We start from the raw sequence: 26696 nt of genomic DNA, 5'->3' as shown, positions 1-26696 counted from the left end.
TGTTACCACTTCTGCCGCCAGGGTTTGGCGACCCGGGGATGGATCAGGTTACACTCGCGGTATCACTTATGTTCAGGACCTTTCATGGCCAAAGCACCCTTGACGCTGTTGCTGGATTTTGACGACCAGGTCCGTCGCGACCGGGCCCAGCCGGCGACATTTCTACACAGGCGTGACCGCCGGTTTGCGCTGGCCTGTGAAGCGGATAAACAGAACCCAGACGCGGAACACTGGCTGGATTACCTGGCCCGGCTCAGTCACAGCCGCGGTCGGGAAGTACCAGATCGGGACCCCCGCCTCAAACCCTGGCGCCGGATAGCCCTCGTCTTTGCAGGACTGGGAGCAATGCTGGGCATGCTTGCCATGCTGGGGCTGCTCTATTATGACGGCAGCCAGCAGATCAACGTTACGGTCATTTTGGCGTTTATTTTTCTTCAGTTGTTGCTTGCGATATTCACGACCGCACAGTCATTTCTCGGCTGGCGTCCCTGGTCTGGCCTCGTAAAGACACTGCAGCGGCGCCTGGGCCAGGGACCCGCAGACGAGTCCGGCTCCACGATTCTGGAGCAGTTGCAGCCACAGCTTGCAGCCCGGGCGGCACATCTGGGCGGACTCGTATTCGGGCTCTTCGGGCTCGTCACCCTGCTGTTCCTGATTGTGGTCCAGGACCTTGCGTTCGGCTGGAGCACTACCCTGGACACCGCGCCGGGATCATTTCACTCTCTGGTAGCTGCTGTGGCTTCACCCTGGCAACAACTCTGGCCTGCGGCCGTGCCCTCACCCGAGCTGGTCAGCGAGTCCCGTTTTTACCGACTCGACGAATCTGCAGCAACCTTGGCACCCACCCGCTGGGGTGACTGGTGGCCGTTTGTAGCCATGAGCTGGCTGGTGTACATCGTTTTTCCGCGGGTGCTGCTGCTGCTGCTTACCGTCAGCCACCTGCGGCTGCGGGTGCGACGTCTGCTTGCCAGCCACCCTGGCCGCATAGCGCTGCAGTACCGGATGGAAACGCCAGCACTGGAGACCGGAACGGGGCCTGCCGACAGTGCTGATCAACCTGATCTGTCAACCGGACTGGCGGTTGCCGAGGTGCCTTCAAGCCGGGTACTGGTGCGATGGGCGGGGGCAACGGTTCCTGACGAAGCCGACCTTCTGGATGGCAAAAATAGCCTGACAGTCAACGCCGGCGGGGCCAACTCACTGCAGGAGGACCAACGGGTCCTTGAAGAGGTCCGGGGCTATCTTGACGGTGACCGTCGTAATGTTCTGCTGGCCACGCGTTCCTGGGAACCGCCCACCGGGGAATTATCGGATTTCCTGGAAGAAGCCCGCGAATGCTGGCCGAACGACAGCTTGATCGCCATTGTACCGCTGCATAACAGTCTGGCGGAGCCGCCCCCGGATCACCAGCTGGGACAGTGGCTACGCTTCGCTGAGCGACGTCCTGACCTGCGCCTGCGCATCTGTCACCCCTTTCGCAGTCTGAACGCCTCTGGTATCGATGGCGCTAGATTCGCGGTTTCCGGCGGGCCGGAGATTTATTCATGACTGGCGTCAACCGCACGCCGGTATTTGCGGTTGTTGGGCACCCCAACAAGGGTAAGTCCAGTGTCGTGGCCACCCTGTCGCAAAACGATGCCATTGCAATCGCGCTTGAGCCGGGCACCACCCGAAGCCGGCAGGCCTACCCGCTCACAGTCGACGGTGAGGTGCTTTACACCCTGGTGGATACACCCGGCTTTCAGCGTCCCCGCAGGGTACTGGCCTGGCTCGAAGCCCACAGCATATCCGCCTCAGACCGCGCCGAAACAGTGGCCGCCTTCGTCCAACAGCACCGGGATGACCCGCGCTTCCATGATGAGTGCGAGCTTCTCACCCCGCTTATCGAAGGCGCGGGTATTATCTATGTTGTGGACGGCTCAGTCCCCTACAGTGCAGAAAACGAAGCCGAGATGACCATTCTCAGGTGGACCGGAAAACCCAACCTTGCCCTGGTGAACAGCATTGGCAGCGATGATCACAGCGCGGCGTGGGTGGCTGCTTTGGGGCAGTTCTTCCAGGTCGTAAGACGGTTCGACGCGGTGCGGGCGCCTTTTGACCAGCACCTCAGCCTGCTGAAGGCATTTGGCCAGCTTGAGCCCGGTTGGGAGCAGCCTCTTGAAAGGGCGACTCTTCACCTGTCCCAGCAACGCGCACAGCGTCGCAAAGACGCTGCCAGACTGACCGCCCAGGCCCTGGAAGACATGCTCTCACGGCGGGAAACCCGAACTCTGACAGCCAATCAGGCCGCGAGCCTGTCCACCGAGACACTGGCCGAAGAACTTCGCCAGCTCTGGTACCAGTATCAGCGCCAACGGGAACAGACCCTGCGGCTTGCGGTCGAGCACCTGTATCAGCACACCCGCATCACTCGCCAGGAAGCCGAGTTGACCTGGCACAACGAACATGACCTGTTCAGTGAAGACAGCCGGCAGGCGTGGGGCGTGAGCAGATCGTACCTTACTACTGCAGGGTTCGGAGCCGGGGCCGTCGGCGGCGTCAGTATTGATGCCCTCACCCTGGGCCACTCCCTGGGTGCCGGTGCCCTGATCGGAGGTCTGATTGGCGCTGCCGGCAGTTTTTACTATGGCGACAGGCTGACACTGTCAGCCCTCAAGCTGGGTGACTGGCACCAGGGCTTGCAGACCGCCAGTTTTGGCCCGGTCCAGGACAGCCAATTCGGTTATGTGGTACTGGGCCGGGCAGTGGATCACTGGTGGCGTATCAGCCAGCGTAACCATGCCGGGCGCGACCCGCTCGACCTTGAGCCAACCGAGTCCCACTGGCTCACCCGGCTCGACCGCGCCAGCCGTCGGGAAATCCAGCGGGCCTTTGATCTGTGCCGGAAAAAACGCGGACTCGACACCGCCTCGCGGCAGCGTCTGGCCCATGCTATCGAAGCGGCTTTCGATGCTTACGACGAATGGCAGTTGAATTCCCACTAGCATCGGTGTGTATACTGTGGATCTTGTCACTGGATATTTCAGGAAGGGATTAGCATGAAAATAGTCAGAGTTGAGGACATTATCGGCACCGAGCGGGAAGTCAGAGGCACAGAATCACCATGGGCCAGCCGCCGCCTGCTGCTGAAGAAGGACGGCATGGGCTTCTCATTTCATGAAACCATCATTCCTGCCGGGTCTGAACACCAGTTCTGGTACAAGAACCATCTGGAAGCCGTCTATTGCGTCGCAGGCAACGGCTCGATCACCGACCTTGAAACCGGCGAGACCCACCAGATAACCGACGGTACGCTCTACGCACTGGACAAGAACGACCGTCACCAGCTTCACGGCGGCACCGAAGACATGCGCCTTATCTGTGCCTTCAACCCCCCGGTTACCGGCCGTGAAACCCACGATGCGGACGGCGCCTACAATCTGGTTGTTGAAGACGAGTAATCAGGCTTTGAATTAAAGCCTGTTTTGCAGCACCACCCTGATCAAAGCCACGCGCCTACCAGAGCAAGCCTGTTGCTGATTGCAGGCTTGCTCTGGCTGAGTGGCCTTTACCTGCGTATTCCCATTTTGGCAGCGCCGGCCCTGGCGCCGTTTATTGCTGACGAAATGGCCCTCACTCAGGCGCTTGTCGGCGCTCTGACGGCGGTGCCGGTGCTTATGCTGGCTATTGGCGCCATGCCCGGCTCCCTGGCCATCTCCCGATTCGGACCTCGCAATACCCTGGCCATGGCGCTTCTGATCGCCGCCCTCGGCTCTGCCGCCCGGGGCCTGTCACCTGACATTCTGACCCTGTTGGCCACCAGTGCCGTCATGGGCCTGGGTGTGGCGATGATGCAGCCCGCCCTGCCTGCCCTGTTGCCGCGCTGGCTCCAGCCCCATCACCTGGCCCTGGGCTCTGCGGTCTACATGAACGGCATGCTGATGGGGGAATTCATCGGTGCCGGTCTCACCTTGCCTGTCATCATGCCCATGTTCGACGGCAATTGGCGCCTGACCCTGCTCGCCTGGTCCTTGCCTGCGCTTGTGGTGGTCGGGCTTCTGTACCTGCCGGTCCGCGAGCGCAACCGCCCGGTCAAGCGGCCCGCCTGGCTGCCCGACTGGCGCAACCCCCTGACCCTGAGGCTGGGTCTGCTCCTGGGTTGTTCCGGGTCACTATTTTTTGGCGTCAACGCCTATCTGGGCAGTCTCCTGGCACAAAGGGACGAGCTGGCCAATCTGGACAATGCCTTGTTCTGGTTTAATCTCGCGCAGGTGGCGGCGTCGCTGCTGATGCTGCTGATGGCCAGGCGGTGGGTCGGCCGCAAATCCCTGCTCGTGATCCTGATTGCCGCTAGCCTGGTCTTCCTGACGGGCGTTATCATGACCGAAGGCTGGGTCAGTATCCTTTTTGCGGTGGCGATGAGTTTTACCGCTGGCATTCAGCTGATCCTGCTGGTGGCCCTGCCGCCGTTGCTCAGCCACAGCAGTGATACCGGGCGTCTGTCGGCCGGCAACTTCACGGTAGGCTATACCCTTTCTTTTGTGGTGCCCATGACAGGCGGATTTGTCGCCGATGCCACCGGGGATACGCGCTTCGCCCTGGGGGTTATTCTGGCCTATGGGCTGCTGGTGCTACCGGTAGCCTGGACGCTGAACCTCAGGCGGGGCAAAGCGCCGGCTGAAGCAATGAGCTGAAGGGGCAAGGGGAGCTTTAAGCATTGGCCAAAGTCGTCCGGAGCTGGCCTGCGCCGGCCCCGGAATCACATGCGACTGAATTAGAGGTAGTAGTCTTTCAAGGGCGGAAACCCGTTGAACTCCACCGCACTGTAGGTTGTGGTATAGGCGCCGGTAGACAGCCAGTAAAGCCGGTCGCCGATGGCGAGGTTCAGGGGCAGGCCGTATTTGTAGTGCTCGTACATGATATCGGCGCTGTCACAGGTGGGCCCCGCAATCACCACGTCTTCATGCTCACCCTGCTTCTCGGTGTGAATCGGGAACTTGATGGATTCGTCCAGGGTCTCGATCAGTCCGGAAAACTTGCCCACGTCAGTAAACACCCAGCGGTGCAGGGCGGTACGGGATTTGCGGGAAATCAGAACCACCTCACTGACCAGAACGCCGGCATTGGAAATCAGCGAGCGGCCGGGCTCAATGATGATCTCGGGAAAATCATCACCGAAGTCCTCGCGGATAAACCGCTCGATTTCTTCCGCGTAGGTCTTCAGCTCGTTAGTCCGATTAATGTAGTTGGCCGGAAAGCCGCCACCCATGTTGATCATCTTGAGCTCGATGCCGTCTTCTTCCTTCAGGCGCTCGAAAATGATCTTGACCTTGCCCAGGGCCGCGTCCCAGGCGCCGATTTCACGCTGCTGGGAACCCACGTGAAAGGACACACCGTAGGGCACCAGGCCCAGGTCACGGGCAAGGATCAGCAGGTCCATGGCCATATCGGTCTGGCAGCCGAATTTCCGTGACAGCGGCCAGTCGGCTGTCAGGGTGCCTTCGGTGAGGATGCGGACATAGATTTTCGAGCCCGGGGCGGCCTTGGCGATGTTACGCAGGTCCGCTTCGGAGTCAGTGGCAAACATCCGCACGCCCTTCTCGAAGAAGGTACGGATATCGCGACTCTTCTTGATGGTGTTGCCGTAACTGATGCGGTCCGGAGAAACCCCGTGCTGCATGACCTTTTCAAGCTCATAGATTGACGCAATATCGAAGTTCGACCCTTTGTCCCGCAGCAGGGTGATGACTTCCGGCGCCGGGTTGGCTTTTACGGCATAGTAAACGCTGGCATAGGGAAAGCCATCAATCAGCTCGTCGTACTGCCGGCTGATGGTTGCGGTATCGATAACCACAAACGGCGTTTCCTTGGTGTCGGCGAACGCCTTGATGCGGCCAAAGGTTTCGGCGTCGTAGTAATCACTCAGCTTGATAGCGGTTTGATCAGTCATGGGTTTGGGTATTTCCTCCAACGGGGCATAAGCTGGCAACGGAACCCGCACTGCGTCAGAATCCCAGGGCGGAAGCGACGGCGACATTAGGGTTTTTCCACGTCTCACACTATGAGCATATCTACCCATAAAACCAGGAGTGGTACACCTCCCGCTGGGTCTGGCACCGTGACAACTAGCGTTTCATGAACAGCATCACCAGACCGGCAACCGCCGACGCCACGCCACCGATCAGGTACCACATGGTCTCATCGGTAAAACGCCCGGTCAGGGTTTCGGATACCTGTTCGGTCACCGATTCGGTGGACTGCCAGCCGAAAAAGATCAGCGCAATGCCCACCACCAGTAGAACTACGCCTAAAAGCTTCTGAACTGCCATGTCATTCTTCCTCCTGTTGAAAACCCAGCGGACAACTTAACCCTTCGGTCTGTAGAAGAAAAGCGCTTAAACCGCGACTGGCCAGGTGGGCGTGGGTTCCACCGGAGTATCGGGGTCCCCGGGTGACAGTGTTTTTGCCAGATAGGCCAGCATTGTCTCCCTTAGCACACCCGAGTGGTTGACACCCTGATTGCCAAACAGGCGATTGAACTCAAGCAGGTAAGGGTTACCGCCCACCATGGCAATATCGAAGCCGGCGTGGTCTACCCCGAGATCACGGGCAACCTGCAAGGCCAGGCTTTTTGCTGCCAGCGGAACCCCGGCATGATCAACCCGGCCGCCCTTGGCCAGGTTGTTGTAGAAGCCCTGATCCGCCTGGTGGCGCCAGTAAGCTGTCACCACCTGCTCACCAATGACGACGACGCGGATATCCCGGTCGATGGGCAGGTACTCCTGAACGTACAGAACCTCCGCCTGGCCACAATATCTGGCCCAATCGGCCCGGCTTTCGATCAACCATACCCCTTCCCCCATACTGGACCGGGGATTCTTGGCCACGAACGGCGCTACCATGGTATCCCACAGGTCCTGCTGCTGACGTGGTCCGTTGGCTTCGATAAGCGTCCAGGGCGTATTGCCGGGCGCGACAGCCTGGAAAGCGCGAGTCATCTCGATCTTGTCGTGACCAATACGGTAGCTGGCGACACTGGGAAACACCCGGCATTTAAGCCCGTGGACCAGCGCATTGAGCTGCCAGTATTCGGGAAACAGAACCCAATCCGCACCCTGGAGCGCTTCTTTATGCCGCAGGAACTGATCGGGCTTGAGCACCTGGGTATCGGGGAAGCCGAGCGTACGGAATACATCAAAGGAAATCAGGCGCATAACGGCTAAAAACTGAGCAAGGAGAGGAAGCGGCATTTTAGAGTGCTTTTGATGTTTGGCAAGCATTATTGCAGCCGAGCCGGCACCATACTCAGTAACCCTGCTTCTTGGTCCCTGCCCGGGCCTGTGCGCTGAACGGGTCTTCAGGCCAGGGATGTTTCGGGTAGCGCCCGCGGGTGTCCTTGCGAACCTGCGGATAGACATTGCGCCAGAAGTTCTGAAGGTCAGACGTGACTGCCAGGGGACGACCGGCCGGAGATAGCAGATGCAACACCACCGGGTGTCGGCCATGGACGAGCCGGGGCGTTTCAACCCAGCCGAATAAAGCCTGCAGCTTCGCTGCCAGCACAGGTCCGGATTCACTGGTGTAATCCAATCTTACCGACTGGCCCGTAGGAATCACCATGTCCGTCGGAGCATGCCGGGCCAGGGCCTGTTGCTGGTCGTGGGAGAGCATACTCTGCAGCACTGTCATGAGATCCATGCGCTGGACCTGGGACCAGGTGGTCATACCCGCCAGAAAAGGGCCGAACCAGTCGTCGATGCCCGCCATCAGTCCCTTGTCGCTGACATCAGGCCAACCTTCTGGCTCATATTGACGCAGCAGCGTGACCCGGGCACACCATTGGCGGGACGCCTCTGTCCAGGGCAGGCTGCCCATGCCACGGGTTCGGATCGCATTGAGCAGGCCCTGCTGCATCTGCTCCGGCGGTGGGTCAGGCAACTCGGCCTGGGACAGGACCAGTTCACCCAGACGCTGCTGCCGGCGAACAACCACCCGGCCTCTTCGATCGTCCCAAACAGACTCGGTGACGTCGCGGATATGGTGGGCGAGATCCTCCGTTAAAGTTGACTGATCCAGAGCTGCAGCCAGGTATATCCTTGCCTCCCGGGCCTGTCCGTCAAGGTCAGCGGCGGTCAGCCATTGCTGTTGCGCCAGCGGATCTTCTTCCTGCAGGTAGGCTCCGCGGCCGTTGCTCAGCACAAAGCGGGCACCCTGACCTGAGCGCCGGCGGGCAATACGATCCGGGAAGGCTTGAGCGAGAAGCCTGCCGGCGTCGGTTGCGCTGAACCCGGGCTGTCGGTCACAGGACCCGGGCCTCACCAGCCGACGGGCATTTTCCCGCACCATCCTGAGGCGTCCAGGGTCGACGGCGGCGTCGTTAATGTCTCCCCTCAGGATCTGCAGGCGCAGGCTTATATCAGCGCCAGCCCGAGCTCCCAGGAGATCACGCTCTTCCAGTAAAGCCGCAAGATTGGCTGCCAGTACAGGCCAGCCCAGTTTGCGTCCCTGGAGCACCATATGAGCCAGACGTGGGTGGCAGGGCAAAGCCTGGGCAGCCTGGCCATGCCCGGTAATGGCGCCGGTATCATCCAGCATGTCCAGCCATTGCAACAGGTCCACTGCCTGCTGCCAGTGGGCCCCGGGCGGTGGATCCAGCCAGGCAAGATCATCCGGGCTCCGCGCCCCCCATTGGGCCAGCTCCAGTGCCAGGGGTGCAAGATCGGCTTCCAGTATTTCCGGCGCAGCATGCTCTGCGAGCCCGAAATGTTCACTTTCACCCCAAAGTCGATAACAGACGCCGGACTGGGTGCGGCCAGCGCGTCCCTTTCGCTGTTCGGCTGCAGCCCTGGACAGGCGGCCGGTGACCAGACGGGTCATGCCGCTGTTGGCATCGAACACTGCCCGCCTTTGCAGGCCGCTGTCGATAACCACCCGAACGCCTTCGATGGTAAGACTGGTCTCGGCGATGGCGGTTGCCAGCACGATCTTGCGTTCACCGGCAGGCGTAGGGGCAATGGCCCGATCCTGCTCGTCAGCCCCCAGGTTGCCGTACAACGGCGCCAGGTGCACGTTCGCAGGGAGCCGGTTTGCCAATGCCTGAACCACCCAGCGAATTTCCTTCACCCCCGGAAGAAACACCAGCAGGGAGCCGGTTTCGGTCGTCAGGGCTTCAATCACGATACGGGCGACCTGGTCCGACAACCGTTCCCGTGGCGACGGCGGGCGGTAATGCACGGCTACCGGGTAGGCTCGTCCGGTGCTGCTCAGAACAGGCGCGCCGTTAAGAACCTGTGCCAGCGGCGCGGTATCAAGCGTTGCAGACATCACCACCACACGCAGATCTTCTCGCAACGCCTGCTGGGATTCCCGAACCAGAGCCAGGCCCAGGTCGGCCTGCAGAGAGCGTTCGTGGAATTCGTCAAACAGAACGGCAGCATAGTTCTCCAATGCCGGGTCTTCCTGGATCAGACGGGTGAGAATGCCTTCAGTGACCACTTCGACCACTGTCTGCGCCGAGATGCGGCTATCCAGCCTGGTGCGATAGCCGATTGTCTGCCCCGGCTCCTCCCCCAGTTGCCGCGCCATGAACCTCGCCGCCGTCCGGGCGGCCAGCCTCCTGGGTTCGAGCATCAGAATCTTCCGTTCCTGACGCCATGGCGCAGTCAACAGGGCAGGAGGCACACGAGTAGTTTTGCCGGCACCAGGGGCCGCCTGCAGTAACACCGTGGAGCAACATTCCAGTGCCGCAAGCAGATCCGGCAAAAGGGCGTCAATAGGGAGATCAGGTCTATCCACGGCTGTGCCACACCTCCGGTTCTGGCACCATCAGCGTAAAGACCAGACCCCAGGCCAGGGCCACAACACCAATCCAGAACGCGGTCTCCAGGGTGCCGCCGATCATGATCCATTCCCGCGCCAGCCAGGGCCCGGCCATCTGTGCCAGGCCATACAGGGCGACCAGTGCGGCCGAAAGCCGGGGGCCCTGATGGGGGTGAAGCGCACGGCCGATACGCTGTGTCAGCAGCACCGTGCCAATAAAGGTGCTGCCCACCAGGGCCGCACAAAGCAGGATGCCCAGGGGGCCCGGCAGCAATACCGCTGCCAGCACGCCCAGCAGTTGGATAAGAAAATTGACCCGGAGTGCGGCCAGATCCCCGAACCTGGCGCCAAGGTGGTTCCAGAGCCAAACCGAAGGAATGGTCGCCAGGGCCACCACGAGCCAGGAACCATCGATCAGCCAGTCGCCTTTGGCCAGCTGTGCCTGGGCAAACAGGGGCAGGAAGGTCATGGGCAGTATGTAGCCCAGCCCCGCACCGGCGTAGGCGGAAAAGAGGGCCAGACTGCCGCGGTCCAGCAGTGGGCCTTTGGTTTGCGTCGGGATTCCTGTGCCCGCTACCCGTACCGGGACATCAAGGCGTCTCAGACGATGAACACCCCACCAGGCCAGCGGAATGGAAAGTATAGCAGCCGGCCACCAACGCTCAGCACCGGTCAGAAGCTCCGAAGTCAGCGAAACCAGTCCGCTGGAAAGCAGCAGCCCGAAGCTCACACCCAGATACACCAGACCGCTCAGAGCCGCCCGGTTCCGTAACACCAGCCATTCCAGGATCAGGGCTGGCGCCTGCACAAACACGACGCCGTTGGCCACGCCGTTCAGCCACCTCAAGCCTGACAATAACGGCACACCCTCGGCCTGGGTCTGAGCCAGCATGGTGATGACATGGACAAGCAACGCCAGCGGCAACAGCACCCTGATCTGGTCAACCCGATGCCAGCGGATAGCCAGCAGCGCACCCATGAGATAACCGAGGTAGTTCCAGGTGGCGACAACGGCGCCCTGTCCAGCATCAAGCTGGCCATCTTCAACCAGATAGGGCAGCAGGGGCGTAAAGAAGAATCGACCCAGGGTATGGACCACAAGCAGCAAGGTGGCGCCGGCAATCAGGACGGTAAGGGTTTCTCGATCCGAAGCGGTCGTTAACGAACTCGGTGACCGCGAGTCTGGCGAAGAGGTCATGGTGGAACCAGCGTGCTATGAAGAAGCCGGTCAGTCTAGAGTCTTAAGCGGTCGGGGGAAAGCCGTCGATGGTCCAAAAGTCAGCCGGGGTTCAGCCGGCCCTTGGGTGACGTAACCTGGCCCACTGGTAGATTTCCTCGAACGCCTCGGCAATTTCCTCAGGTTTGTGGGGAGGCTGGATAACGGCAATCATGCGGCCTTCCGGATCAATCACTGTCAGGTGGGCACTGTGGTCCACCAGAACCATGTCTTCCTCAGTGTCGCGCTCGACGAACACGCCATTGAGGCTTTTAGCCAGCATCCTGAGGTCTTCTTCGTCGCCGGTGAGACCGCGGAAATCAGAGCCGAAGAATCCGAGGTAGGACTGAAGCTTTTCGGGAGTGTCCCGTTCCGGGTCGGCTGAAATCAGCAGGAACTCAGGCTGCGGTAGATCCTGGGGAATAAGTCTGTCGGTTCGCTTCAGTGTTGCCATGGTAGCCGGGCATACATCCGGACAATTGGTATAGCCCAGAAATGCGATGGTCCAGCGGCCTTTCAGGCTGTCTGGTCCAACTGTTGCACCGGTTTCGTCCTGTAGCTGAAAGTCGGCCAGGGGCCTGGGTTCGTCATAGACATAGGTGTTCAGATGGGTCAGCTCCGGGGCCGGGGCAACCTTCTGCTCGTCCGCCAGCATCAGCTGCCGTGCCACCACCACGCCGAAAATAAGTGCTGCAACCAGCACCAGAACAATCAGCGTGCGACGAATTGAAGTGTCCATGCAGTCTCCGGCCGGGCCTTGGGCATTTAGAAGAAAAGGAAATGATCTACCAGAAGCACCACGAACAGGGCCATCAGGTAAGTGATTGAATATTTGAACGTCGCCAGTGCCACCCGCCGGTCATCGCCCCGCAGCAGGCGCACGGCGTATTGCAGGAAGCGCAAGCCAAGCAGAAGCGCACCCACCAGATAGACGGGCCCGGACATGCCGGTCACAAAAGGCAAAAAGCTGACCGCAAGCAGCATCAGGGTATAGAGCAGGATATGCAGCTCTGTGTACCGGTTGCCGTGGGTAACCGGCAGCATGGGAATGCCGGCCTGGGCGTACTCTTCCTTGCGGTGAATGGCCAGGGCCCAGAAGTGGGGAGGGGTCCAGGCGAATATGATCAGCACCAGCAATAAGGCATGGCCCTCTACCTGGCCGGTGACCGCGGTCCAGCCCAACAACGGTGGCATGGCGCCCGCGAGTCCGCCAATGACGATGTTCTGGGGCGTCGCCCGCTTCAGGAACAGGGTATAGACCCCGGCATAACCCACTAGTGAGGCCAGGGTCAGCCAGGCGGTCAGCGCGTTGACCTGCCAGACTAGGACCAGCATCCCGGCCAGCGCGAGGCCGGCGGCAAACATGAGGGCATCAAAAGGACTTATTTTCCCGGTGGCGACCGGACGCTTGCGGGTACGAGCCATGACCGTATCGATTTTCTGGTCAACAACGTGGTTGATAACTGCGGCAGCGCCTGCCAGAAGAGCAATACCGATGTTGCCGAACACCAGCACCGTCCAGCTGGGCACGCCCGGGCGGGCAAGCAGCATGCCTATAACGGCCGTTAGCATCATCAACGCCACGACTTTCGGCTTGGTCAGCTCAAGAAAGTCCCGCCAGGACACCGGTGCGCGCTCTGCCGTGTCGAGGGCCAGGGTTTTGATGTGCTCGCTCATGCAGTTGCCTCATAACGTATTGTTGTAGCTTGAGCAGGGACGCCCAATCGATAACCTTTCAGGCGCCATATCAAATAAATGAGTGTCAGCAACAGGCCCGCCCCCATGGCATTGTGGGCCACCGCGATGCCCAGCGGGACATTGAATACCACGTTGCCCAGGCCAAGCAGGATCTGGCTGGCAAGAGCCAGGCTTGCCAGAGCAACCGCCCCCCGGACGCCTGCTTCATCTCCCCTGCGCCATAGTGCCGCAAGCAGGGCACCAAGGTAAACCAGTACCACTAAAGCACCGATTCGGTGTGTGAGATGGATGGCTACCCGGCCTTCCGCCACCAGCTGGCCGCCGAGATAGTTCGGGCCCACCGTCTGGGTCAGGTCGAAGCCATGCTCGAAGTCCATCTCGGGCCACCATTCACCCTGGCAGGTAGGCAGGTCGGTACAGGCCACGGCTGCATAATTGGCCGCCGTCCAGGCACCCAGGGCGATCTGCATGACAACCAGGGCCAGACCACCGTACAACCAGGGTCGTAACCGGGCCAGGCCACGGTCTCTCTGGGGCTGCTGCGGATCGGCACCACCGTAAAGCCTCAACGTCAGGAGACACAACAGGCTCAAGGTTGTGAAGCCGCCCAGCAAGTGCAGGGCAACCACCTGAGGCCAGAGCTTGAGGGTCACAGTCCACATGCCGAATGCCCCCTGCAGGACGATGAAACCGGCGATGAACAGGGACAGCTTGACCGGAACGCCCAGTTTCCGGTGGCGAACGGCGTACGCCGACAGGCCGAACACCACCAGCCCCAGAATGCCTGCGGCATAACGGTGAATCATTTCCGGCCAGCCCTTGGAAACGTCCACCGGTGAGTCCGGGAAGCGGGCCTCGGCGATGGCGATACTGTCGGCGTCCTGGGGCACTGACAGGAAGCCGTAGCAGCCCGGCCAGTCAGGGCAGCCCAGGCCCGCATGAACCAGCCGGGTCCAGGCGCCCAACATAACGACGACAACTGCTAGCAAAGAAGCCGCCAGGGCCCAGCGGGCCATAACCCGAAAGCGATCAGCAGATGCTGTGGTTCTGTTCACACCGGTTACCTCAACCTGGTCCCGTTAGCCGATCTGGGACAGTTTTAACAGATGCTTGAGGTCTTCAAGCATGTTCTTGCCGCTATGCTCTGGGGTGTAGCGCATCATGATATTGCCGAATGGATCCACCAGCAGAATCTGCGGCTGTTCTTCCGGGCTCACTCCGGGCGGCCAGCCGGGCACCCGCTCGCCAGTACTCTGCAGACGCTCCATGGAGGGGTATTCTTCACTCCAGCGATTATCCAGGTCTGCTGGTATCTGCTCCAGATAGGCTGCCCTGCTGACCCTGTCAGCGTTCTTGCCCAAGGCAACGTTTACCTGCCGGGCGAGATACAGCAGTTCCTGACACTCCATCTCACAGATACCTGCCACCACCAGCATCAGCCAGTCGGGGTCGCTTACTTCCGGGCCAAACCTTGCCTCAAGAGGCTCGCCATCAGGGCCCTTGAGATCCAGTTCGGCGACCGGGTAGGCAGGCGACACCAGCTCGCCCTTGTTGGAATAGCCATCCGGGTTGAGCCAGCCGGTGTAATACATCGCCGTCGCCAGGATCATCGGCCCGAACCCCACGGCAAAAAGAATAAGGGCCATACGCCGGCCCCGGCGCACCTGGTCTGGGGATAATCTGGGTTCGTTTGTGTCAGCCATGCTCGATGTCATACCTTTGAATCCGGTTTTTTATAGCTGGCAATCAGGGTCAGGACTACCAGGGCCAGGGCCAGTGCAAACCATTGGGCCGCATAGCCATAATGGGTCTGTGCGCCCATACGGTCTGGGGCCCAATCCGCTGTGAACGCACCTGGCTGGCCGGAACCGGCGAGCCTGATCACCATGTCCGCCAGCTCTTTTTCGGTATCACGGGCCTGCTCCGGCGAAAGCGCCTGAACCCGTTTGGGCCAGCCGGTTTCTGAGGCCGAATCGGCCAGCACCGGAGGCTCTGGAAACTCGCTCAAGCGGCCTTCCAGGACCACTTCGCTCTCAGGTGTCGTTATCGCTGGAAGTTGCTGGCGACGGTTCAGGGCAGCGACCCACCCCCGGTTCACCACCACGGGCTTGCCGGCCTGAGGATAAAAGAGCGTCAGAACCTCGTAGCCGGGCCTGCCATCCCTTGTCCGGTTGTCCAGCAACCAGTGGTGGCGACTGGAATAGTGACCCCTGATTTCGACCGGCTGACCTTCAACCAGATCCTCTGGGAGCTGCGCAGACCAGGTCAGTGCTTCCGACTCTTGCTGCCAACGGTCCATCTGGGCCTGCTTTTCGGCGGCCCGGTCCAGTTGCCAGAACCCAAGGATCAGAAGCAGTGGCAGGAACAGCCCGGAGAACACCAGAAGCCGCCAGTCAAAGTGCCAACGTCTTGTCTTTGCCGGTTTGTGATTCGTCATGCTCTGCTATAGTGGCCTAGGAATCGACATACCCCGAACCGGAAAAGGACACTGGCGCATGCTCAAAGTGATTATCGTTGTACTGTTACTGGCGGTGATCGTCAGCCTGTTCTCCGGCTTGTTCTTCCTGATCAAGGACGGGGGCAAGTCCCGGCGGGTGGTCAACTCCCTGGCCGTTCGGGTCGGGCTCAGCGTGTTGCTGCTGGCTCTGATTCTGATCTCGCTCTGGCATGGGGACCTGTCCCTGAACCCCACGCCCTATTAACAGATACCAACTGCTGTTCCGGCGCTAGATAATATAGACGAACACAAAGAGCCCCAGCCATACCACGTCCACAAAATGCCAGTACCAGCTGGTAGCCTCAAAGCCGAAGTGGTTATCGGCCGTAAAATGGCCCTTCTGAATCCTTATGAACATGATTACAAGCATCAGGGTGCCGAGGATCACGTGGGCGCCGTGAAAACCGGTCAGCATGAAGAAGGTGCTGCCATAGATACCTGAAGCCAGGGTCAGGTCCAGTTCTGAGTAGGCTTCCACGTATTCTTCAGCCTGGAAGAACAAAAACACCAGAGCCAGCAGAATGGTCGCGCCCAACCACAGTTTGACCTTACGCCGATCGTTCTTCTTGAGGGCGTGATGCGCCACCGTCACGGTAAAGGACGAGGTAACCAGCAAGATGGTGTTGAGCAGAGGCAGACCCCAGGCATTGATAACGCCCTTGGGTGCCGGATAGGCTTCCGGGTCCGGGTTATTCAGAAGTGGCCAACTGGCGGTAAAACCTTCCCATAACATCTGGCTGCTACCCCGATCACCCTCACCGCCGAGCCATGGAATGGCAAAGGTCCGGGCGTAGAACAGGGCACCGAAAAATGCCGCGAAGAACATGATCTCTGAAAAAATGAACCAACTCATGCCCCAGCGGAACGAACGATCCATCTGGGGGCTGTACAGGCCCTCACGGCTCTCCTGGATGACATTCCCAAACCAGCCGAACAGCATGTAGACCATGATCAGGCCGCCGATGCCAAAGGTAATCCAGGCGCCGGTGGTTGATTCGCCGGCTGAGTTGTTCACCATGATCGAGGCCAGGCCATAGAAAGTGAGGCCCATGCCCACGGTTGCAATAATGGGCCACTTGCTCTGTTCGGGTACGTAATAAGTCTGGTGATTAGTCGACATCGCAGTCTCCGACGGCTTATCCGTTGTCATTTGTTGTTGTGTTGGCCTGATCCACGTCCGATACCTTCTGCAACCTCTGCTGGTCGTAGAGGGTATAGGACAACGTCAGCTTATGGATCCCGGCGGGCAAATCCGCATCGACAATGAAGACCAGCGGCATGTCCACGCCTTCCCCGGCCTTCAGTTCCTGCTGATTAAAGCAGAAGCACTCTGTCTTATGGAAATACAGCGCTCCTTCAGATGGCGCCAGGCTGGGAATGGCCTGGGCTGTCATGGTCTGGCCAGTCGGGTTCTCAGCCCGGAACTGAACCGTTGTCGGCTCGCCCGGATGGACCTTGATGCTTCTGGTGACCGGCTGGAAAAACCAGGGCATGTCCGGACCGTTCTGGGCTACGAATTGCACCGTTACCAGGCGGTTTTCGTCTCGGACCGCGACCTCGGTACTTTCATAGCGCCCGCCGGTCTTGCCATTGATCCCGGTAATTTCGCAGAACACGTCATACAGGGGAACCAGGGCAAAACCGAAGGCAAACATGCCAACCACGCCACCCAGGCACCACCCCACCACTCGGGTATTGGAACGTCGGGATTCTGCCATGGCGCGCACTCCATTAAAGGTTAAGGGCTACTTGACCACCGGCGGAGTTGAGAACGTGTGGTACGGCGCCGGTGAAGGAATCGTCCACTCCAGCCCTTCGGCACCATCCCAGGGATTGGCCTCGGCTTTCTTACCACCACGAACACATTTGACCACAATCCACAGGAACAGGATCTGGGTCGCACCGAACATGAAGGCGCCCACGCTGGAAACCATGTTGAAGTCGGCAAACTGCAGCGCGTAGTCCGGGATACGCCGCGGCATACCGGCAAGGCCCAGAAAGTGCATCGGGAAGAACGCCAGGTTCATGCCAATGAATGATAGCCAGAAGTGGGTTTTGCCGAGAGTCTCGTCATACATGTGGCCGGTCCATTTTGGCAGCCAGAAGTACGCCGAAGCGAAAATCCCGAAGATGGCGCCTGGAACCAGCACGTAATGGAAGTGTGCGACCACGAAGTAGGTGTCATGGTACTGAAAGTCGGCCGGTGCAATGGCCAGCATCAGGCCCGAAAAACCACCGATGGTGAACAGGATGACGAACGCAACTGCGAACAGCATCGGCGTCTCGAAGGACAGTGAGCCCCGGAACATGGTGGCCACCCAGTTGAAGACCTTCACCCCGGTCGGCACAGCGATCAGCATGGTGGCGTACATGAAGAACAGTTGCCCGGCAATGGGCATGCCCACGGTGAACATGTGGTGAGCCCATACCACGAAGGACAGCAGCGCAATGGCGCCCACGGCGTACACCATCGAGGCGTAGCCAAACAGGGGTTTGCGGGAAAAGGCCGGAATGATGTGGGACACCGCACCAAACGCCGGCAGGATCATGATGTAGACCTCGGGATGCCCGAAGAACCAGAAGACATGCTGGAACAGGACCGGGTCGCCGCCACCGGCCGCGTCGAAGAAGCTGGTACCGAAGTTGATATCCATCAACATCATGGTGACCACACCCGCCAGAACCGGCATAACGGCGATCAGCAGGAACGCGGTAATCAACCATGTCCACACGAACAGGGGCATTTTCATCAGCGTCATGCCGGGGGCACGCATATTCAGTATGGTTGCGATCACGTTGATGGCACCCATGATCGAAGATACACCCATGATGTGGACTGCAAAAATGAAGAAAGTGGTGCTTGGTGGCCCGTAGGTCGTCGACAGGGGCGCATAGAAAGTCCAACCAAAGTTGGGTGCGCCGCCTTCCATGAAGAGGGTGGAAACCAGGATCAGGAATGCGCAGGGTAGCAGCCAGAAACTCCAGTTATTCATCCGTGGCAGGGCCATGTCCGGCGCGCCAATCATCAGCGGCAGCATCCAGTTGGCGAGGCCGACAAAGGCCGGCATGACGGCGCCGAAGACCATGATCAGGCCGTGCATGGTGGTCATCTGGTTGAAAAACTCAGGCTCCACAATCTGCAGCCCGGGCTGGAACAGCTCCGCCCGGATGACCATCGCCATGGTTCCGCCCAGCAGGAACATGGCAAAGCTGAAGATCAGGTACATGCTCCCAATGTCTTTGTGGTTGGTGGTAAACAACCACCTCGTAATGTAACCCTTGGCCGGACCGTGGTGATGATCCTGGTCGTGGGTATCGATGACCGCACTCATGAAAACCCCCTAGACGCCCTGTTATGCTTTATTGGCGACGTGTATTAGCTGGCGAACGTGTCAGTGCCGGAGCCGATGGCGCCGCCACTGCAATCATTCTTCGTTTTTGTAGTCGAACACCTGCTTCGGCGTTACCACTTCTCCAGTATCGTTACCCCAGGCGTTACGCTCGTAGGTAATGACAGCGGCAAGATCAACTTCGCTCAGCTGGTCGCCAAACGCCTGCATGGCAGAACCCGGTACACCGTTGACCACGACATCCAGGTGAGCCTGTACATCTTCAAGCACCATCTGGCTACCCTTGAGTGCCGGGAACGCCGGTGGCATGCCACTACCATCGGCCTGATGACAGGCGGCGCAGGCGGTCTGATAAGCCTGTTCGCCACGCTCCATCAGCTCTTCCAGGGACCAGTCTTTCTCGGTCAGTTCACGCTCCCGTTCCGCGGACGCCTGCTGCTCTGCAACCCACTCGTTGTACTCTTCCTCGGGCACCGCCTTGACAACTACCGGCATGTAGGCATGGTTGCGTCCGCACAGTTCGGTGCACTGACCACGATAGATGCCCGGCTCATCAACCCGCGTCCAGGTTTCGTTAATGAACCCCGGGATGGCATCCTTTTTGACACCAAATGCAGGTACCCACCAGGAGTGAATCACGTCGTTGGCAGTCAACAGGAAGCGAACTTTCTTGCCAACTGGAATTACCATCGGGTTATCCACATCCAGAAGGTAATGCTCGTTTTTCTGGATCCGGTTATAGATCTCGTCCTGGGAGGTCTTCATGTTGGAAAAATAGCCGAATTCCTCATTGAGGTAGTCGTATTTCCACTTCCACTGGTAACCGGTGACCTTGATGTCGATATCCGACTCACTGGAGTCGTACATATCCACTAGCGTGGCGGTGGCGGGTATGGCCATAACGACGAGAATGACGAAAGGAATGATGGTCCAGAGCACTTCCACAACAGTGTTTTCATGGAAATGGGCGGGTTTGTAGCCCTTGGACTTGCGGTGGGCGAAGATCGACCAGAACATGACCGCGAACACGGCTATGCCAATCACCACACAGATCCAGAGAATCGTCATGTGGAGATCGAATATTTCATTGCTGGAACCGGTTACTCCCGGTGCCATATTGAGCGTCCAGTCCCCAAGGGCCTGGTTAGATGCCAGACATGCGCCCATAAAAACGCTTGCCCGCTTAGCGTGCACGTGCATACCGTGTCTCCACAGAGTGTTGTTCTTGTTGTGACAGTAAACCGGATGTCCGGCTAACCAGACGTTCCTTGGCGAACTCGCGTCGTGGGTTACTGCCCGAAAAATTCTGCGTGACACTTCCTGCTGGAGGAAGTTGGGCTTCTCGAAACGGGATTAACAGGTGCTCGCACACACTCTGAAAACCTGCCCGGAAGTCTTTACTCACGGATAGTCCGCGTCAGTATAGCCAGATGACCGCGAAAGTCTCAAAATATTGGGTAAAATTTAAGGGACTTACAACAAAGCCTCTTAGACCTAAATGTAATAACGCCGCTTTTCAATCAATCAAAAAGGCCACCTAAGCCATGCCAGGCCCGGGCTCAGCTGTTTCGACCACCGACCGCCGGCTGTGGGCACTGGCCTGGCCGCTCATGCTCACCAATCTGACCGTGCCACTGCTGGGGCTGGTGGATACGGCGGTACTTGGCCATCTGGACGATCCGGTTTACCTGGGCGCGGTGGCCATTGGGGCCAACCTGTTTACCATACTCTATTGGACCTTCGGGTTTATGCGCATGGGAACAACAGGGCTTGCAGCCCAGGCGTTTGGCCGCAACGACCGGACTGGCCAGGCTGGACTGCTGGTGCGCTCAGTACTTCTGGCCATAGCGGTTGGCCTGATGCTCATTCTGTTTCACCGGCCGCTTATCGCTATCGGCATCGCATTGATGAACCCCAGCCCTGAGGTAGCGCTTCTGGCTGCTGAATACGGTCATATCCGGATCTGGAGCGCACCAGCCGTGCTGTGTCAGTACACCCTGGTGGGCTGGCTGATCGGCACCCAGTTTCCCCGCGGTCCGATGCTGATGCTCATCACCGCCAACGCCCTCAACATTCTGCTGGATGTGTTTTTCGTGGTCGTGATGGGCTGGAACAGCGCCGGTGTCGCCATTGCAACTGTGATCGCGGAGTACTCGGCCGCGGCCCTCGGCTTTGTGCTGGTGCTGAAGCGTTTTCCTGCTGGCGTGAAACGTGACCGGGCATTACTTGGCAGGCTGGCAGACTATGCTGCGATTCTGCGGGTCAACCGTTACATACTTGTTCGCACCGTAACGCTGCTTCTGGTCATCGCCTTCTTTGTTTCCCAGGGCGCCCGCCAGGGGGATGTCATACTGGCCGCAAATGCCGTGCTGCTCACCTTTCTACTGATGATTTCAAACGGCCTGGATGGCTTTGCCAATGCCGCTGAAGCGCTGGTAGGCGAGGCGGTAGGGCAGAAAAGCAGGGGCCAGCTCAAGCAGGTCTTCAGCACCACCTTCCGTTGGTCGCTCTGGGGCGCTGTACTTTTCACAATTGTTTTTATAGCCGCGGGACACACCCTTATCGGGCTGCTGACGAGCATGCCGGAGGTGCGTGAAACCGCGAGGGCCTATCTCCCCTGGCTGTGGGCACTGCCCCTGGCCGCGGTTTGGGGCTTTGCCCTGGATGGCATCTTTATTGGAGCTACTCGAACCCGGGCAATGCAGAACACCATGTTGCTGTCCGCCTTGGGTATTTTCCTGCCGGTCTGGTGGCTTACTACTGGCTGGGGCAACCATGGCCTGTGGTTTTCGCTGATTTTCCTGATGCTCGCCCGGGCCCTAACCATGGGCTGGCTATTCCTGCGATATACCAGAGATGACACCTGGTTCACATAAGCAGCCCTGGCCGGGCAGCCGCCAAAATCTCAACTACACTATTCAGAAACGGCAGCACAACGTATCAGTGGGATACGGGGCTGCTTGATCTTGGCCAGCTAAGGATCGTGGAGGCGCGTTGCGACCCTTTTCAGTGCACACACCGGCATCTCCTGACATGACACCAGCGGCAGTTTTGGACATCATCGACCAGGCTCGTCGTCGTGAGGCGAGGTCGGGAACATTTCTGCGACAGCTTCAGGCAAAAGCAGACGGGCTTCCTGCCACTATCGAAGTGGACTGCAGCCAGCCCGCGACCTGCCTGTTCCAGTTTGCCGTGGAATACATCGAAATGGCCCCGCGACTCATTGAGTGCGTGGAGGCCTGCGCGCGCGAGGCAGATATTCTGGAGCTGTTCGCACCCTTTATTCAGGCCGCTACCCGGTATTTCACCCAGCCTTCCGTTCTGCTGGCGCGTTACGACGGCCTGGACGGCCTGCTCATACGGGCTTACCTGTGTCACCGGCTGATGGAAGAGATGAACGACAACAATCATTCCATCCGAAGCGGCAAGCTGGTCGACATCGAAGCCACCCAGGCGAACCTGCTGGCTCACCAGCTCATAGGCGAGCCCTTCGCCAACGAGCTAGACCAATCGATCACCATTACTGTACTCCAGATAGCGGGCACCCCCGATTACTATGAACTGAATCTGGATCCCTTCGTAGAACAGGTTAAGCATGCAGCCTGGGACTGGATGCGGGAATATTGGGAAAACCTGTTGCTGCGCAACCGCATACAGTTCAATCTCGGACCGAAGGACCTGACCTGAAGTTAAGGAAGACGTGCCGCAGCGAGTACGTAAGAGAGCATGCATGTCACTTAGCATCCGCAGTTTTGTGTCTGGATTGATGCTTGCCTGGGTCCCGCCCAGTCTCGCTGGCACTGTCGAGCTTAGGTTCGGAGACGAAACCGGCGCCCCCCTGCCTGATGTTGTGGTCGTGGTTGAAGTAAATTCCCGAGCCCGCCAGGGGGAAGTCGACACCAAAGCTTCAACCGGACCCGGGCTCTTTACGGTGTCCCAAATGAACCGGGCGTTTGATCCTGCGTTGACAGTGATTCCCCAGGGCGCCGAAGTGGCCTTTCCCAATAACGACAATACCCAGCACCATGTGTATTCGTTTTCGACGCCAAAGCCCTTTAATATCGAGCTCTATGCCGACCAACCGGAGGCCCCTGTTCTGTTCGACAAACCGGGAGTGGTTGAGCTCGGCTGCAACATCCACGACCAGATGCAGGCTTTCATTGTCGTGACAGACAGCGCTCATGTGGCCAGATCTGGTGCCGCCGGCATTGCCCGCCTTGAGGTTCCGGCAGAACTCATGAGCTCTGCCGGCGAACTCCAGGTAAAGGTCTGGCATTCGCGGCTTGCAGACAATACTGCCAGTGAGCCCTGGGTCCTGAGCGGTCCCTGGCCTGTTCGACACAGGGTGGTCCTGGACCTTGTTCCAAAAAAACCAGGGATTTCCGGCCTTGAGGGCCTGCAAAAACGCTTCCGGGAGCTGTGATGCCGTATCCCCGGATATTGCTGGGTTTTCGTGCCCGCCTGCTGATCACCATGCTCGCCATCGTGCTTATTACCGTCATCGGTATCGCTGGCCTGCTGCTGCTGAATCTGTTCGAAGCGGAAAAATCCAGGGCCCGGGAGCAACTCAACATTGCCGATGGCGTCGCCAGAGAGGTTCTGGCGCGCCGGACCGAATTGCTGGCGTCGCGCCTGAAGGTGCTGGTGGAGGACTTTGGTTTCCGCTCAGCTGTCGCCAGCGGTGATCTGCCCACCATGACCAGTGCCCTGGACAACCACAGCGCCCGGGCCAAGGCAGACATGGCCGTGCTGGCCAATAACCAGGGCCTTGTCGTGGCTGGCCCGGATCTTATGAGCTCCGGCACCCCGACGCCTTTCCAGGAGCTGCTTGCAGAAGCCCGGAACGACGGCTACGCCGACGATATTCAACTCTGGCAGGGGCGAGCGTACCAGCTGATTGTGGTACCGGTCCAAGGCGCCGGACTGAAGGCCTGGCTGATCGCCGGCTTTCTGCTTGACGATGCGCTAGCCGGGGCAATCAGCGACCTCACGGCCAGCGACGTGGTGTTCCAGTACAAGAACGGAAACCGGGTCAACATTCTGGCCAGCAGTCTGCCGCCGGCTTCGTTTGATGCCGCATTGATGGATACCCTCGCCCGATCGACCAGCGGCGGCTCGACCCGGACATTGCTTGAAAGCGGGCCTTACTTCAGCCAGTCGATGACGGTAAACCGGGACCCCAGCCAAGCCATTCATATTGTGATGCTTAGCAGTCGCGACGCCGCCCTGGATAACTACTACACCCTGGCCAAGGAGATCGGCATTATCGTATTGGCAGCGCTTGGGGTGGCGGGGGTTCTGGTGCTGGCCACGGCCCGGGCATTCGGGCGACCGGTACTGGAGCTGGCCAATTTCGCCAGTGCCATTGGCGAAGGACGGCCGGCAACTCCGCCAAAAGTCAGCCCCGGCGGCGAGCTTGGCGTGTTGAAAAGGGCGCTTATGGAAATGCTGCTCCGGATAAGGGAGCGTGAGCACCGCCTTGAACACAAAGCCCTGCATGACGAGCTGACAGGCCTGCAGAACCGCAAGGCCATTGATGCGCAACTGGCCAAGTTCCTCAGACAGCAAACGCCGGTTTTCGCCCTTGCGTTTGCGCTGGCGGACTTCAAGGCTGTCAATGATACCCTCGGGTTCGCCTTCGGGGACCAGGTTATTATCGCCACCGGGCTGCGCCTGCGCGGACAGCTACCCCCCCAATGTCACTTCGGGCGAACAGGCGGCAACGAGTTCATGGCACTGGTTCCCAACCATAGCCGCGATCAGCTGGAACACCTGATCATGCGACTGAAAGCCCATACCGAAGATTGTGTGGTGGTCTACAACACCCCGATACATCTACAGATACACGTGGCGGTCATCAGCCTGCCGGAACAGGGCGCGACACCGGATGAAGTCCGCCGGCGACTCAACCTGACCATGGAAATCGCCCCCCAAGCCGACCACCAGATTGCTTTTTATCGGCCCGGTGGCGATGAGAGCCATTTGCGCGAATTACGCCTGATCAGAGACCTGCATCCAGCCATGGCCAATGGCGATCTGTTCATGCATTACCAGCCCAAGATCACCCTCCAGACTGTAGAGCTTCATCAGGTAGAGGCTCTGGTGCGCTGGCATCATCCTGAGCTGGGCTTTGTCAATCCAGACGAATTCATCCTCCTGGCCGAGCGCTCAGGCCAGATCCACCAGTTGACCGGCTTTATCCTCCGCTGCATCGCCGATGATGCGTGTGTCTGGCGCAAGGCGGGGCTGGATATTGGGGTAGCCATTAACCTTTCGGCTCTGGACCTGACCAATCGCTCTCTGGCTGACATGGTGATCTCCACCTTCGCCAGCTGGCAGGACCACCGGGAGCGCATCACCTTCGAGGTAACAGAAAGTGCCGTGATGTTGGATGCCGGCCTCGCTATTCAGACCCTGGAAAAACTCCGGGGCCTGGGTTTCAGGATTTCCATTGATGATTTTGGCACCGGCTACTCGTCCCTGGCTCAACTGCGGTCCCTGCCCGTTGATGAGCTCAAGATCGACAAATCCTTCGTGCTCAAGCTTGCTACTGAGCTCCAGGACCAGCTCATTGTGCAGTCCACCATCGATATGGCCCACCGCCTGGGTCTGCGTGTGGTGGCCGAGGGTATCGAAGATCCGGTGAGCTGGCATCTCCTGCAACAGTGGGGATGTGATATGGCCCAGGGCTTCTATCTGGGCCGGCCCATGAAGCCGGAACTGCTCTCCGACTGGGCCGGCGAATTTTGTCTCCGGGCCGGGGAACTGGCGCCGGAAACTGAGCCCGAAGGTGGTGGTACATGACGCTGGCACGGGATCTGCCTATGGCAATGATACTGGTGCTGGCGCTCGCAACTCATGTGCAAGGTGCGCCCGGCAGCCGCCTGTGGGCCACGGGGGGCGTAACGACCATTGAGGGCACCGCCGGCGGCGGTCTTGTGCCCTGGGCACTGCTCAGCGGCTATGCCAGCGACGAGGAGTGGGGCGGAACCCTGGCGCTGAGTCGCGCAGAAGTGGACGACTTCACCCTGGGATTTGCCGGCGTCACCGTTAACTGGCGTAACCGCCTGGAATTGAGCGCAGGCCGCCAGACTCTGGACCTGGGTACTCTGGGCGCCACCCTGGGACAGGATGAACTGGCACAGGATATTTTCGGTGCCAAGGCCCGGCTGGCCGGAGATGTCCTTTATGGCACCTATGGCCAGTGGTCCCTGGGGCTTCAGCATAAACGCAACCGCCATTTCACCGTACCATCCGCGGTAGGGGCGCGGGATGAGAGTGGCACCGACATCTACCTCAGTGGCAGCAAGCTGTTTTTCGCAGCGCTCGCCAGCCGCAACCTGCTGGTTAACCTGACCGCCCGTGGTACCCGGGCTAACCAGGGGGGCCTGCTGGGTTTCGGGGGTGACCGAAGCCGGGCCCACGAACTCATGCTGGAGGCCAGTGTGGCCCTGTTTATGAACCGGCACTGGCTGGCCGGGGTGGAGTATCGCCAGAAACCAGACAACCTCAGCTTTGCTGAAGAAGATGACTGGCATGATCTGTTTGTGGCCTGGGTGCCCGATCGTCGACTCGCCGTGACCGCCGCTTTTGTTGATCTCGGCGGGATCGCGGGGCTACCCGACCAGCGCGGCGTGTATCTTTCCTTACAGGGCAGTTTCTAGCTGATGGAGTATCTCTGGTGACGTTCATACGGCTTATTTCCGGCTGTTTTCTGGCTGTCCTGCTGACGGCCTGTCAGACTCCGGTCACCGGTGAAGCGGGGGCAGAACGGGATGCTAATCTATACGACGCTCTGGGCCAGCGGGCAGGTATAGAAGCCATTGTGGAAGACCTTATGTACCTGATCGTCGATGACACCCGAATTGCTTTCCAGTTCCGGGGCCTGGACGTGAACCGCTTTCATTCCAGGCTGAGTGACCAGATCTGTGGGCTTGCCGGTGGGCCCTGCCGTTACACGGGCCGTTCCATGGCAGAATCCCACCAGGCCATGGCCATTACCGAAACCCAGTTCAATGCCCTGGTCGAGAACCTGGTACTGGCTCTGGAGCGCAACGGCATCTCCACCGCAGCCCAGAATCAGTTGCTGGCACAGCTCGCCCCCATGCATGGGGACATTGTTGCACCCTAGTGTCCC

General features: G+C 59.4%; 25 protein-coding genes. 11 read left to right on the top strand and 14 right to left on the bottom strand.

Translation table 11 applies throughout. The features are described from left to right. The first annotated feature begins 84 nt into the window (after window positions 1–84). The 4 genes from G7W63_RS03245 (at window position 85) to G7W63_RS03230 (ending at window position 4673) form a co-directional block, all read left to right on the top strand. Entirely contained in the window at window positions 85–1548 is a 1464-nt protein-coding gene (locus tag G7W63_RS03245) for a DUF2868 domain-containing protein (RefSeq protein ID WP_166253067.1), read from the top strand. After that, window positions 1545–2984 (top strand): GTPase/DUF3482 domain-containing protein, encoded by a 1440-nt coding sequence (locus G7W63_RS03240; RefSeq protein WP_166253064.1) that lies wholly within the window; start codon window positions 1545–1547, stop codon window positions 2982–2984. The genes G7W63_RS03245 and G7W63_RS03240 overlap by 4 nt, the downstream gene beginning before the upstream one ends. Before the next feature lie 54 nt (window positions 2985–3038). Continuing rightward, window positions 3039–3440 carry an ectoine synthase gene (locus G7W63_RS03235; protein WP_166253061.1) on the top strand — a complete coding sequence of 134 codons (402 nt, stop codon included), beginning with the start codon at window positions 3039–3041 and terminating at the stop codon, window positions 3438–3440. Between the two features lie 72 nt (window positions 3441–3512). Next, window positions 3513–4673 (top strand): MFS transporter, encoded by a 1161-nt coding sequence (locus G7W63_RS03230; RefSeq protein ID WP_242634290.1) that lies wholly within the window; start codon window positions 3513–3515, stop codon window positions 4671–4673. Window positions 4674–4753: 80 nt separating this feature from the next. Here the strand turns inward: G7W63_RS03230 and G7W63_RS03225 are convergent, their stop codons facing one another. The 10 genes from G7W63_RS03225 to G7W63_RS03180 form a co-directional block, all read right to left on the bottom strand. Next, window positions 4754–5929 (bottom strand): type III PLP-dependent enzyme, encoded by a 1176-nt coding sequence (locus G7W63_RS03225; RefSeq protein WP_166253058.1) that lies wholly within the window; start codon window positions 5927–5929, stop codon window positions 4754–4756. A gap of 175 nt (window positions 5930–6104) precedes the next feature. After that, window positions 6105–6308, bottom strand: a complete 204-nt coding sequence (locus G7W63_RS03220) for a DUF3185 family protein (RefSeq protein WP_166253055.1) — start codon at window positions 6306–6308, stop codon at window positions 6105–6107. 66 nt (window positions 6309–6374) lie between these two features. Continuing rightward, window positions 6375–7193: an ATP-grasp domain-containing protein gene (locus G7W63_RS03215; protein WP_166253283.1), complete on the bottom strand. Its 819-nt coding sequence runs from the start codon at window positions 7191–7193 to the stop codon at window positions 6375–6377. A gap of 91 nt (window positions 7194–7284) precedes the next feature. Continuing rightward, the gene (hrpB, locus tag G7W63_RS03210) at window positions 7285–9774 is read right to left on the bottom strand and encodes an ATP-dependent helicase HrpB (protein ID WP_166253052.1); all 2490 of its coding nucleotides are present in this window, start codon (window positions 9772–9774) and stop codon (window positions 7285–7287) included. Continuing rightward, entirely contained in the window at window positions 9767–10996 is a 1230-nt protein-coding gene (locus G7W63_RS03205) for a YbfB/YjiJ family MFS transporter (protein ID WP_166253049.1), read from the bottom strand. The genes hrpB and G7W63_RS03205 overlap by 8 nt, the downstream gene beginning before the upstream one ends. A 91-nt stretch (window positions 10997–11087) precedes the next feature. Further along, window positions 11088–11753 (bottom strand): SCO family protein, encoded by a 666-nt coding sequence (locus G7W63_RS03200; protein WP_166253046.1) that lies wholly within the window; start codon window positions 11751–11753, stop codon window positions 11088–11090. A gap of 26 nt (window positions 11754–11779) precedes the next feature. Continuing rightward, window positions 11780–12691 (bottom strand): heme o synthase, encoded by a 912-nt coding sequence (cyoE, locus tag G7W63_RS03195; RefSeq protein ID WP_166253043.1) that lies wholly within the window; start codon window positions 12689–12691, stop codon window positions 11780–11782. Next, window positions 12688–13728, bottom strand: coding sequence for a COX15/CtaA family protein (locus G7W63_RS03190; protein ID WP_166253280.1), 1041 nt, complete (start codon window positions 13726–13728; stop codon window positions 12688–12690). Before G7W63_RS03190 ends, cyoE begins: the two co-directional genes overlap by 4 nt. A 63-nt stretch (window positions 13729–13791) precedes the next feature. Then, a complete protein-coding gene (locus tag G7W63_RS03185) occupies window positions 13792–14415 on the bottom strand; it encodes a hypothetical protein (RefSeq protein ID WP_242634289.1) in 624 nt (207 codons plus the stop codon). 8 nt (window positions 14416–14423) lie between these two features. Further along, complete coding sequence (locus G7W63_RS03180) at window positions 14424–15149, bottom strand: SURF1 family protein (RefSeq protein ID WP_166253037.1); 726 nt, start codon at window positions 15147–15149, stop codon at window positions 14424–14426. A gap of 58 nt (window positions 15150–15207) precedes the next feature. Between G7W63_RS03180 and G7W63_RS03175 the strand changes: the two genes are divergently transcribed. Continuing rightward, a complete protein-coding gene (locus G7W63_RS03175; protein WP_166253034.1) occupies window positions 15208–15414 on the top strand; it encodes a twin transmembrane helix small protein in 207 nt (68 codons plus the stop codon). Window positions 15415–15438: 24 nt separating this feature from the next. Here the strand turns inward: G7W63_RS03175 and G7W63_RS03170 are convergent, their stop codons facing one another. The 4 genes from G7W63_RS03170 to coxB all read right to left on the bottom strand — a co-directional run bounded on the left by G7W63_RS03170 (window position 15439) and on the right by coxB (window position 19759). Next, on the bottom strand, window positions 15439–16329 hold the full coding sequence (locus tag G7W63_RS03170; protein WP_166253031.1) for a cytochrome c oxidase subunit 3: 891 nt from the start codon (window positions 16327–16329) through the stop codon (window positions 15439–15441). A 16-nt stretch (window positions 16330–16345) separates the two neighbouring features. Then, a complete protein-coding gene (locus G7W63_RS03165) occupies window positions 16346–16927 on the bottom strand; it encodes a cytochrome c oxidase assembly protein (protein ID WP_166253028.1) in 582 nt (193 codons plus the stop codon). 27 nt (window positions 16928–16954) lie between these two features. Next, complete coding sequence (gene ctaD, locus G7W63_RS03160) at window positions 16955–18541, bottom strand: cytochrome c oxidase subunit I (RefSeq protein ID WP_166253025.1); 1587 nt, start codon at window positions 18539–18541, stop codon at window positions 16955–16957. 93 nt (window positions 18542–18634) lie between these two features. Continuing rightward, on the bottom strand, window positions 18635–19759 hold the full coding sequence (gene coxB, locus G7W63_RS03155) for a cytochrome c oxidase subunit II (RefSeq protein ID WP_166253023.1): 1125 nt from the start codon (window positions 19757–19759) through the stop codon (window positions 18635–18637). Between the two features lie 344 nt (window positions 19760–20103). Here coxB and G7W63_RS03150 point away from each other — a divergent pair, with 344 nt between their 5' ends. The 6 genes from G7W63_RS03150 (at window position 20104) to G7W63_RS03125 (ending at window position 26690) form a co-directional block, all read left to right on the top strand. Next, complete coding sequence (locus G7W63_RS03150) at window positions 20104–21435, top strand: MATE family efflux transporter (protein WP_242634288.1); 1332 nt, start codon at window positions 20104–20106, stop codon at window positions 21433–21435. 157 nt (window positions 21436–21592) lie between these two features. Next, a complete protein-coding gene (locus G7W63_RS03145; protein ID WP_166253020.1) occupies window positions 21593–22246 on the top strand; it encodes a hypothetical protein in 654 nt (217 codons plus the stop codon). A 43-nt stretch (window positions 22247–22289) separates the two neighbouring features. Further along, window positions 22290–22982 (top strand): cupredoxin domain-containing protein, encoded by a 693-nt coding sequence (locus tag G7W63_RS03140; protein WP_166253017.1) that lies wholly within the window; start codon window positions 22290–22292, stop codon window positions 22980–22982. Beyond that, a complete protein-coding gene (locus G7W63_RS03135) occupies window positions 22982–25363 on the top strand; it encodes a putative bifunctional diguanylate cyclase/phosphodiesterase (protein ID WP_166253014.1) in 2382 nt (793 codons plus the stop codon). Before G7W63_RS03140 ends, G7W63_RS03135 begins: the two co-directional genes overlap by 1 nt. Beyond that, the gene (locus G7W63_RS03130; protein WP_166253011.1) at window positions 25360–26223 is read left to right on the top strand and encodes a DUF3034 family protein; all 864 of its coding nucleotides are present in this window, start codon (window positions 25360–25362) and stop codon (window positions 26221–26223) included. The genes G7W63_RS03135 and G7W63_RS03130 overlap by 4 nt, the downstream gene beginning before the upstream one ends. Window positions 26224–26240: 17 nt before the next feature. Next, window positions 26241–26690 (top strand): group I truncated hemoglobin, encoded by a 450-nt coding sequence (locus G7W63_RS03125; protein WP_166253008.1) that lies wholly within the window; start codon window positions 26241–26243, stop codon window positions 26688–26690. Window positions 26691–26696 lie beyond the last annotated feature (6 nt).

The sequence above is a fragment of the Marinobacter salicampi genome, from assembly GCF_011074795.1.
In the GTDB taxonomy this organism is placed as follows: domain Bacteria; phylum Pseudomonadota; class Gammaproteobacteria; order Pseudomonadales; family Oleiphilaceae; genus Marinobacter; species Marinobacter salicampi.
Note: the sequence above shows the minus strand (reverse complement) of the source record. Positions and strands in the feature narration are given on the sequence as shown.

Coding starts and splice junctions, on each gene's coding strand:
- G7W63_RS03200 (WP_166253046.1), bottom strand. CDS start 11,753: ATGGACACTTCAATTCGTCGCACGCTGATTGTTCTGGTGCTGGTTGCA.
- G7W63_RS03135 (WP_166253014.1), top strand. CDS start 22,982: ATGCCGTATCCCCGGATATTGCTGGGTTTTCGTGCCCGCCTGCTGATC.
- G7W63_RS03220 (WP_166253055.1), bottom strand. CDS start 6,308: ATGGCAGTTCAGAAGCTTTTAGGCGTAGTTCTACTGGTGGTGGGCATT.
- G7W63_RS03190 (WP_166253280.1), bottom strand. CDS start 13,728: ATGGCCCGCTGGGCCCTGGCGGCTTCTTTGCTAGCAGTTGTCGTCGTT.
- cyoE (WP_166253043.1), bottom strand. CDS start 12,691: ATGAGCGAGCACATCAAAACCCTGGCCCTCGACACGGCAGAGCGCGCA.
- G7W63_RS03185 (WP_242634289.1), bottom strand. CDS start 14,415: ATGGCTGACACAAACGAACCCAGATTATCCCCAGACCAGGTGCGCCGG.
- G7W63_RS03240 (WP_166253064.1), top strand. CDS start 1,545: ATGACTGGCGTCAACCGCACGCCGGTATTTGCGGTTGTTGGGCACCCC.
- G7W63_RS03245 (WP_166253067.1), top strand. CDS start 85: ATGGCCAAAGCACCCTTGACGCTGTTGCTGGATTTTGACGACCAGGTC.
- G7W63_RS03205 (WP_166253049.1), bottom strand. CDS start 10,996: ATGACCTCTTCGCCAGACTCGCGGTCACCGAGTTCGTTAACGACCGCT.
- G7W63_RS03215 (WP_166253283.1), bottom strand. CDS start 7,193: ATGCGCCTGATTTCCTTTGATGTATTCCGTACGCTCGGCTTCCCCGAT.
- ctaD (WP_166253025.1), bottom strand. CDS start 18,541: ATGAGTGCGGTCATCGATACCCACGACCAGGATCATCACCACGGTCCG.
- G7W63_RS03180 (WP_166253037.1), bottom strand. CDS start 15,149: ATGACGAATCACAAACCGGCAAAGACAAGACGTTGGCACTTTGACTGG.
- G7W63_RS03235 (WP_166253061.1), top strand. CDS start 3,039: ATGAAAATAGTCAGAGTTGAGGACATTATCGGCACCGAGCGGGAAGTC.
- G7W63_RS03150 (WP_242634288.1), top strand. CDS start 20,104: ATGCCAGGCCCGGGCTCAGCTGTTTCGACCACCGACCGCCGGCTGTGG.
- G7W63_RS03225 (WP_166253058.1), bottom strand. CDS start 5,929: ATGACTGATCAAACCGCTATCAAGCTGAGTGATTACTACGACGCCGAA.
- coxB (WP_166253023.1), bottom strand. CDS start 19,759: ATGCACGTGCACGCTAAGCGGGCAAGCGTTTTTATGGGCGCATGTCTG.
- G7W63_RS03145 (WP_166253020.1), top strand. CDS start 21,593: ATGACACCAGCGGCAGTTTTGGACATCATCGACCAGGCTCGTCGTCGT.
- G7W63_RS03140 (WP_166253017.1), top strand. CDS start 22,290: ATGTCACTTAGCATCCGCAGTTTTGTGTCTGGATTGATGCTTGCCTGG.
- G7W63_RS03165 (WP_166253028.1), bottom strand. CDS start 16,927: ATGGCAGAATCCCGACGTTCCAATACCCGAGTGGTGGGGTGGTGCCTG.
- G7W63_RS03175 (WP_166253034.1), top strand. CDS start 15,208: ATGCTCAAAGTGATTATCGTTGTACTGTTACTGGCGGTGATCGTCAGC.
- G7W63_RS03130 (WP_166253011.1), top strand. CDS start 25,360: ATGACGCTGGCACGGGATCTGCCTATGGCAATGATACTGGTGCTGGCG.
- G7W63_RS03170 (WP_166253031.1), bottom strand. CDS start 16,329: ATGTCGACTAATCACCAGACTTATTACGTACCCGAACAGAGCAAGTGG.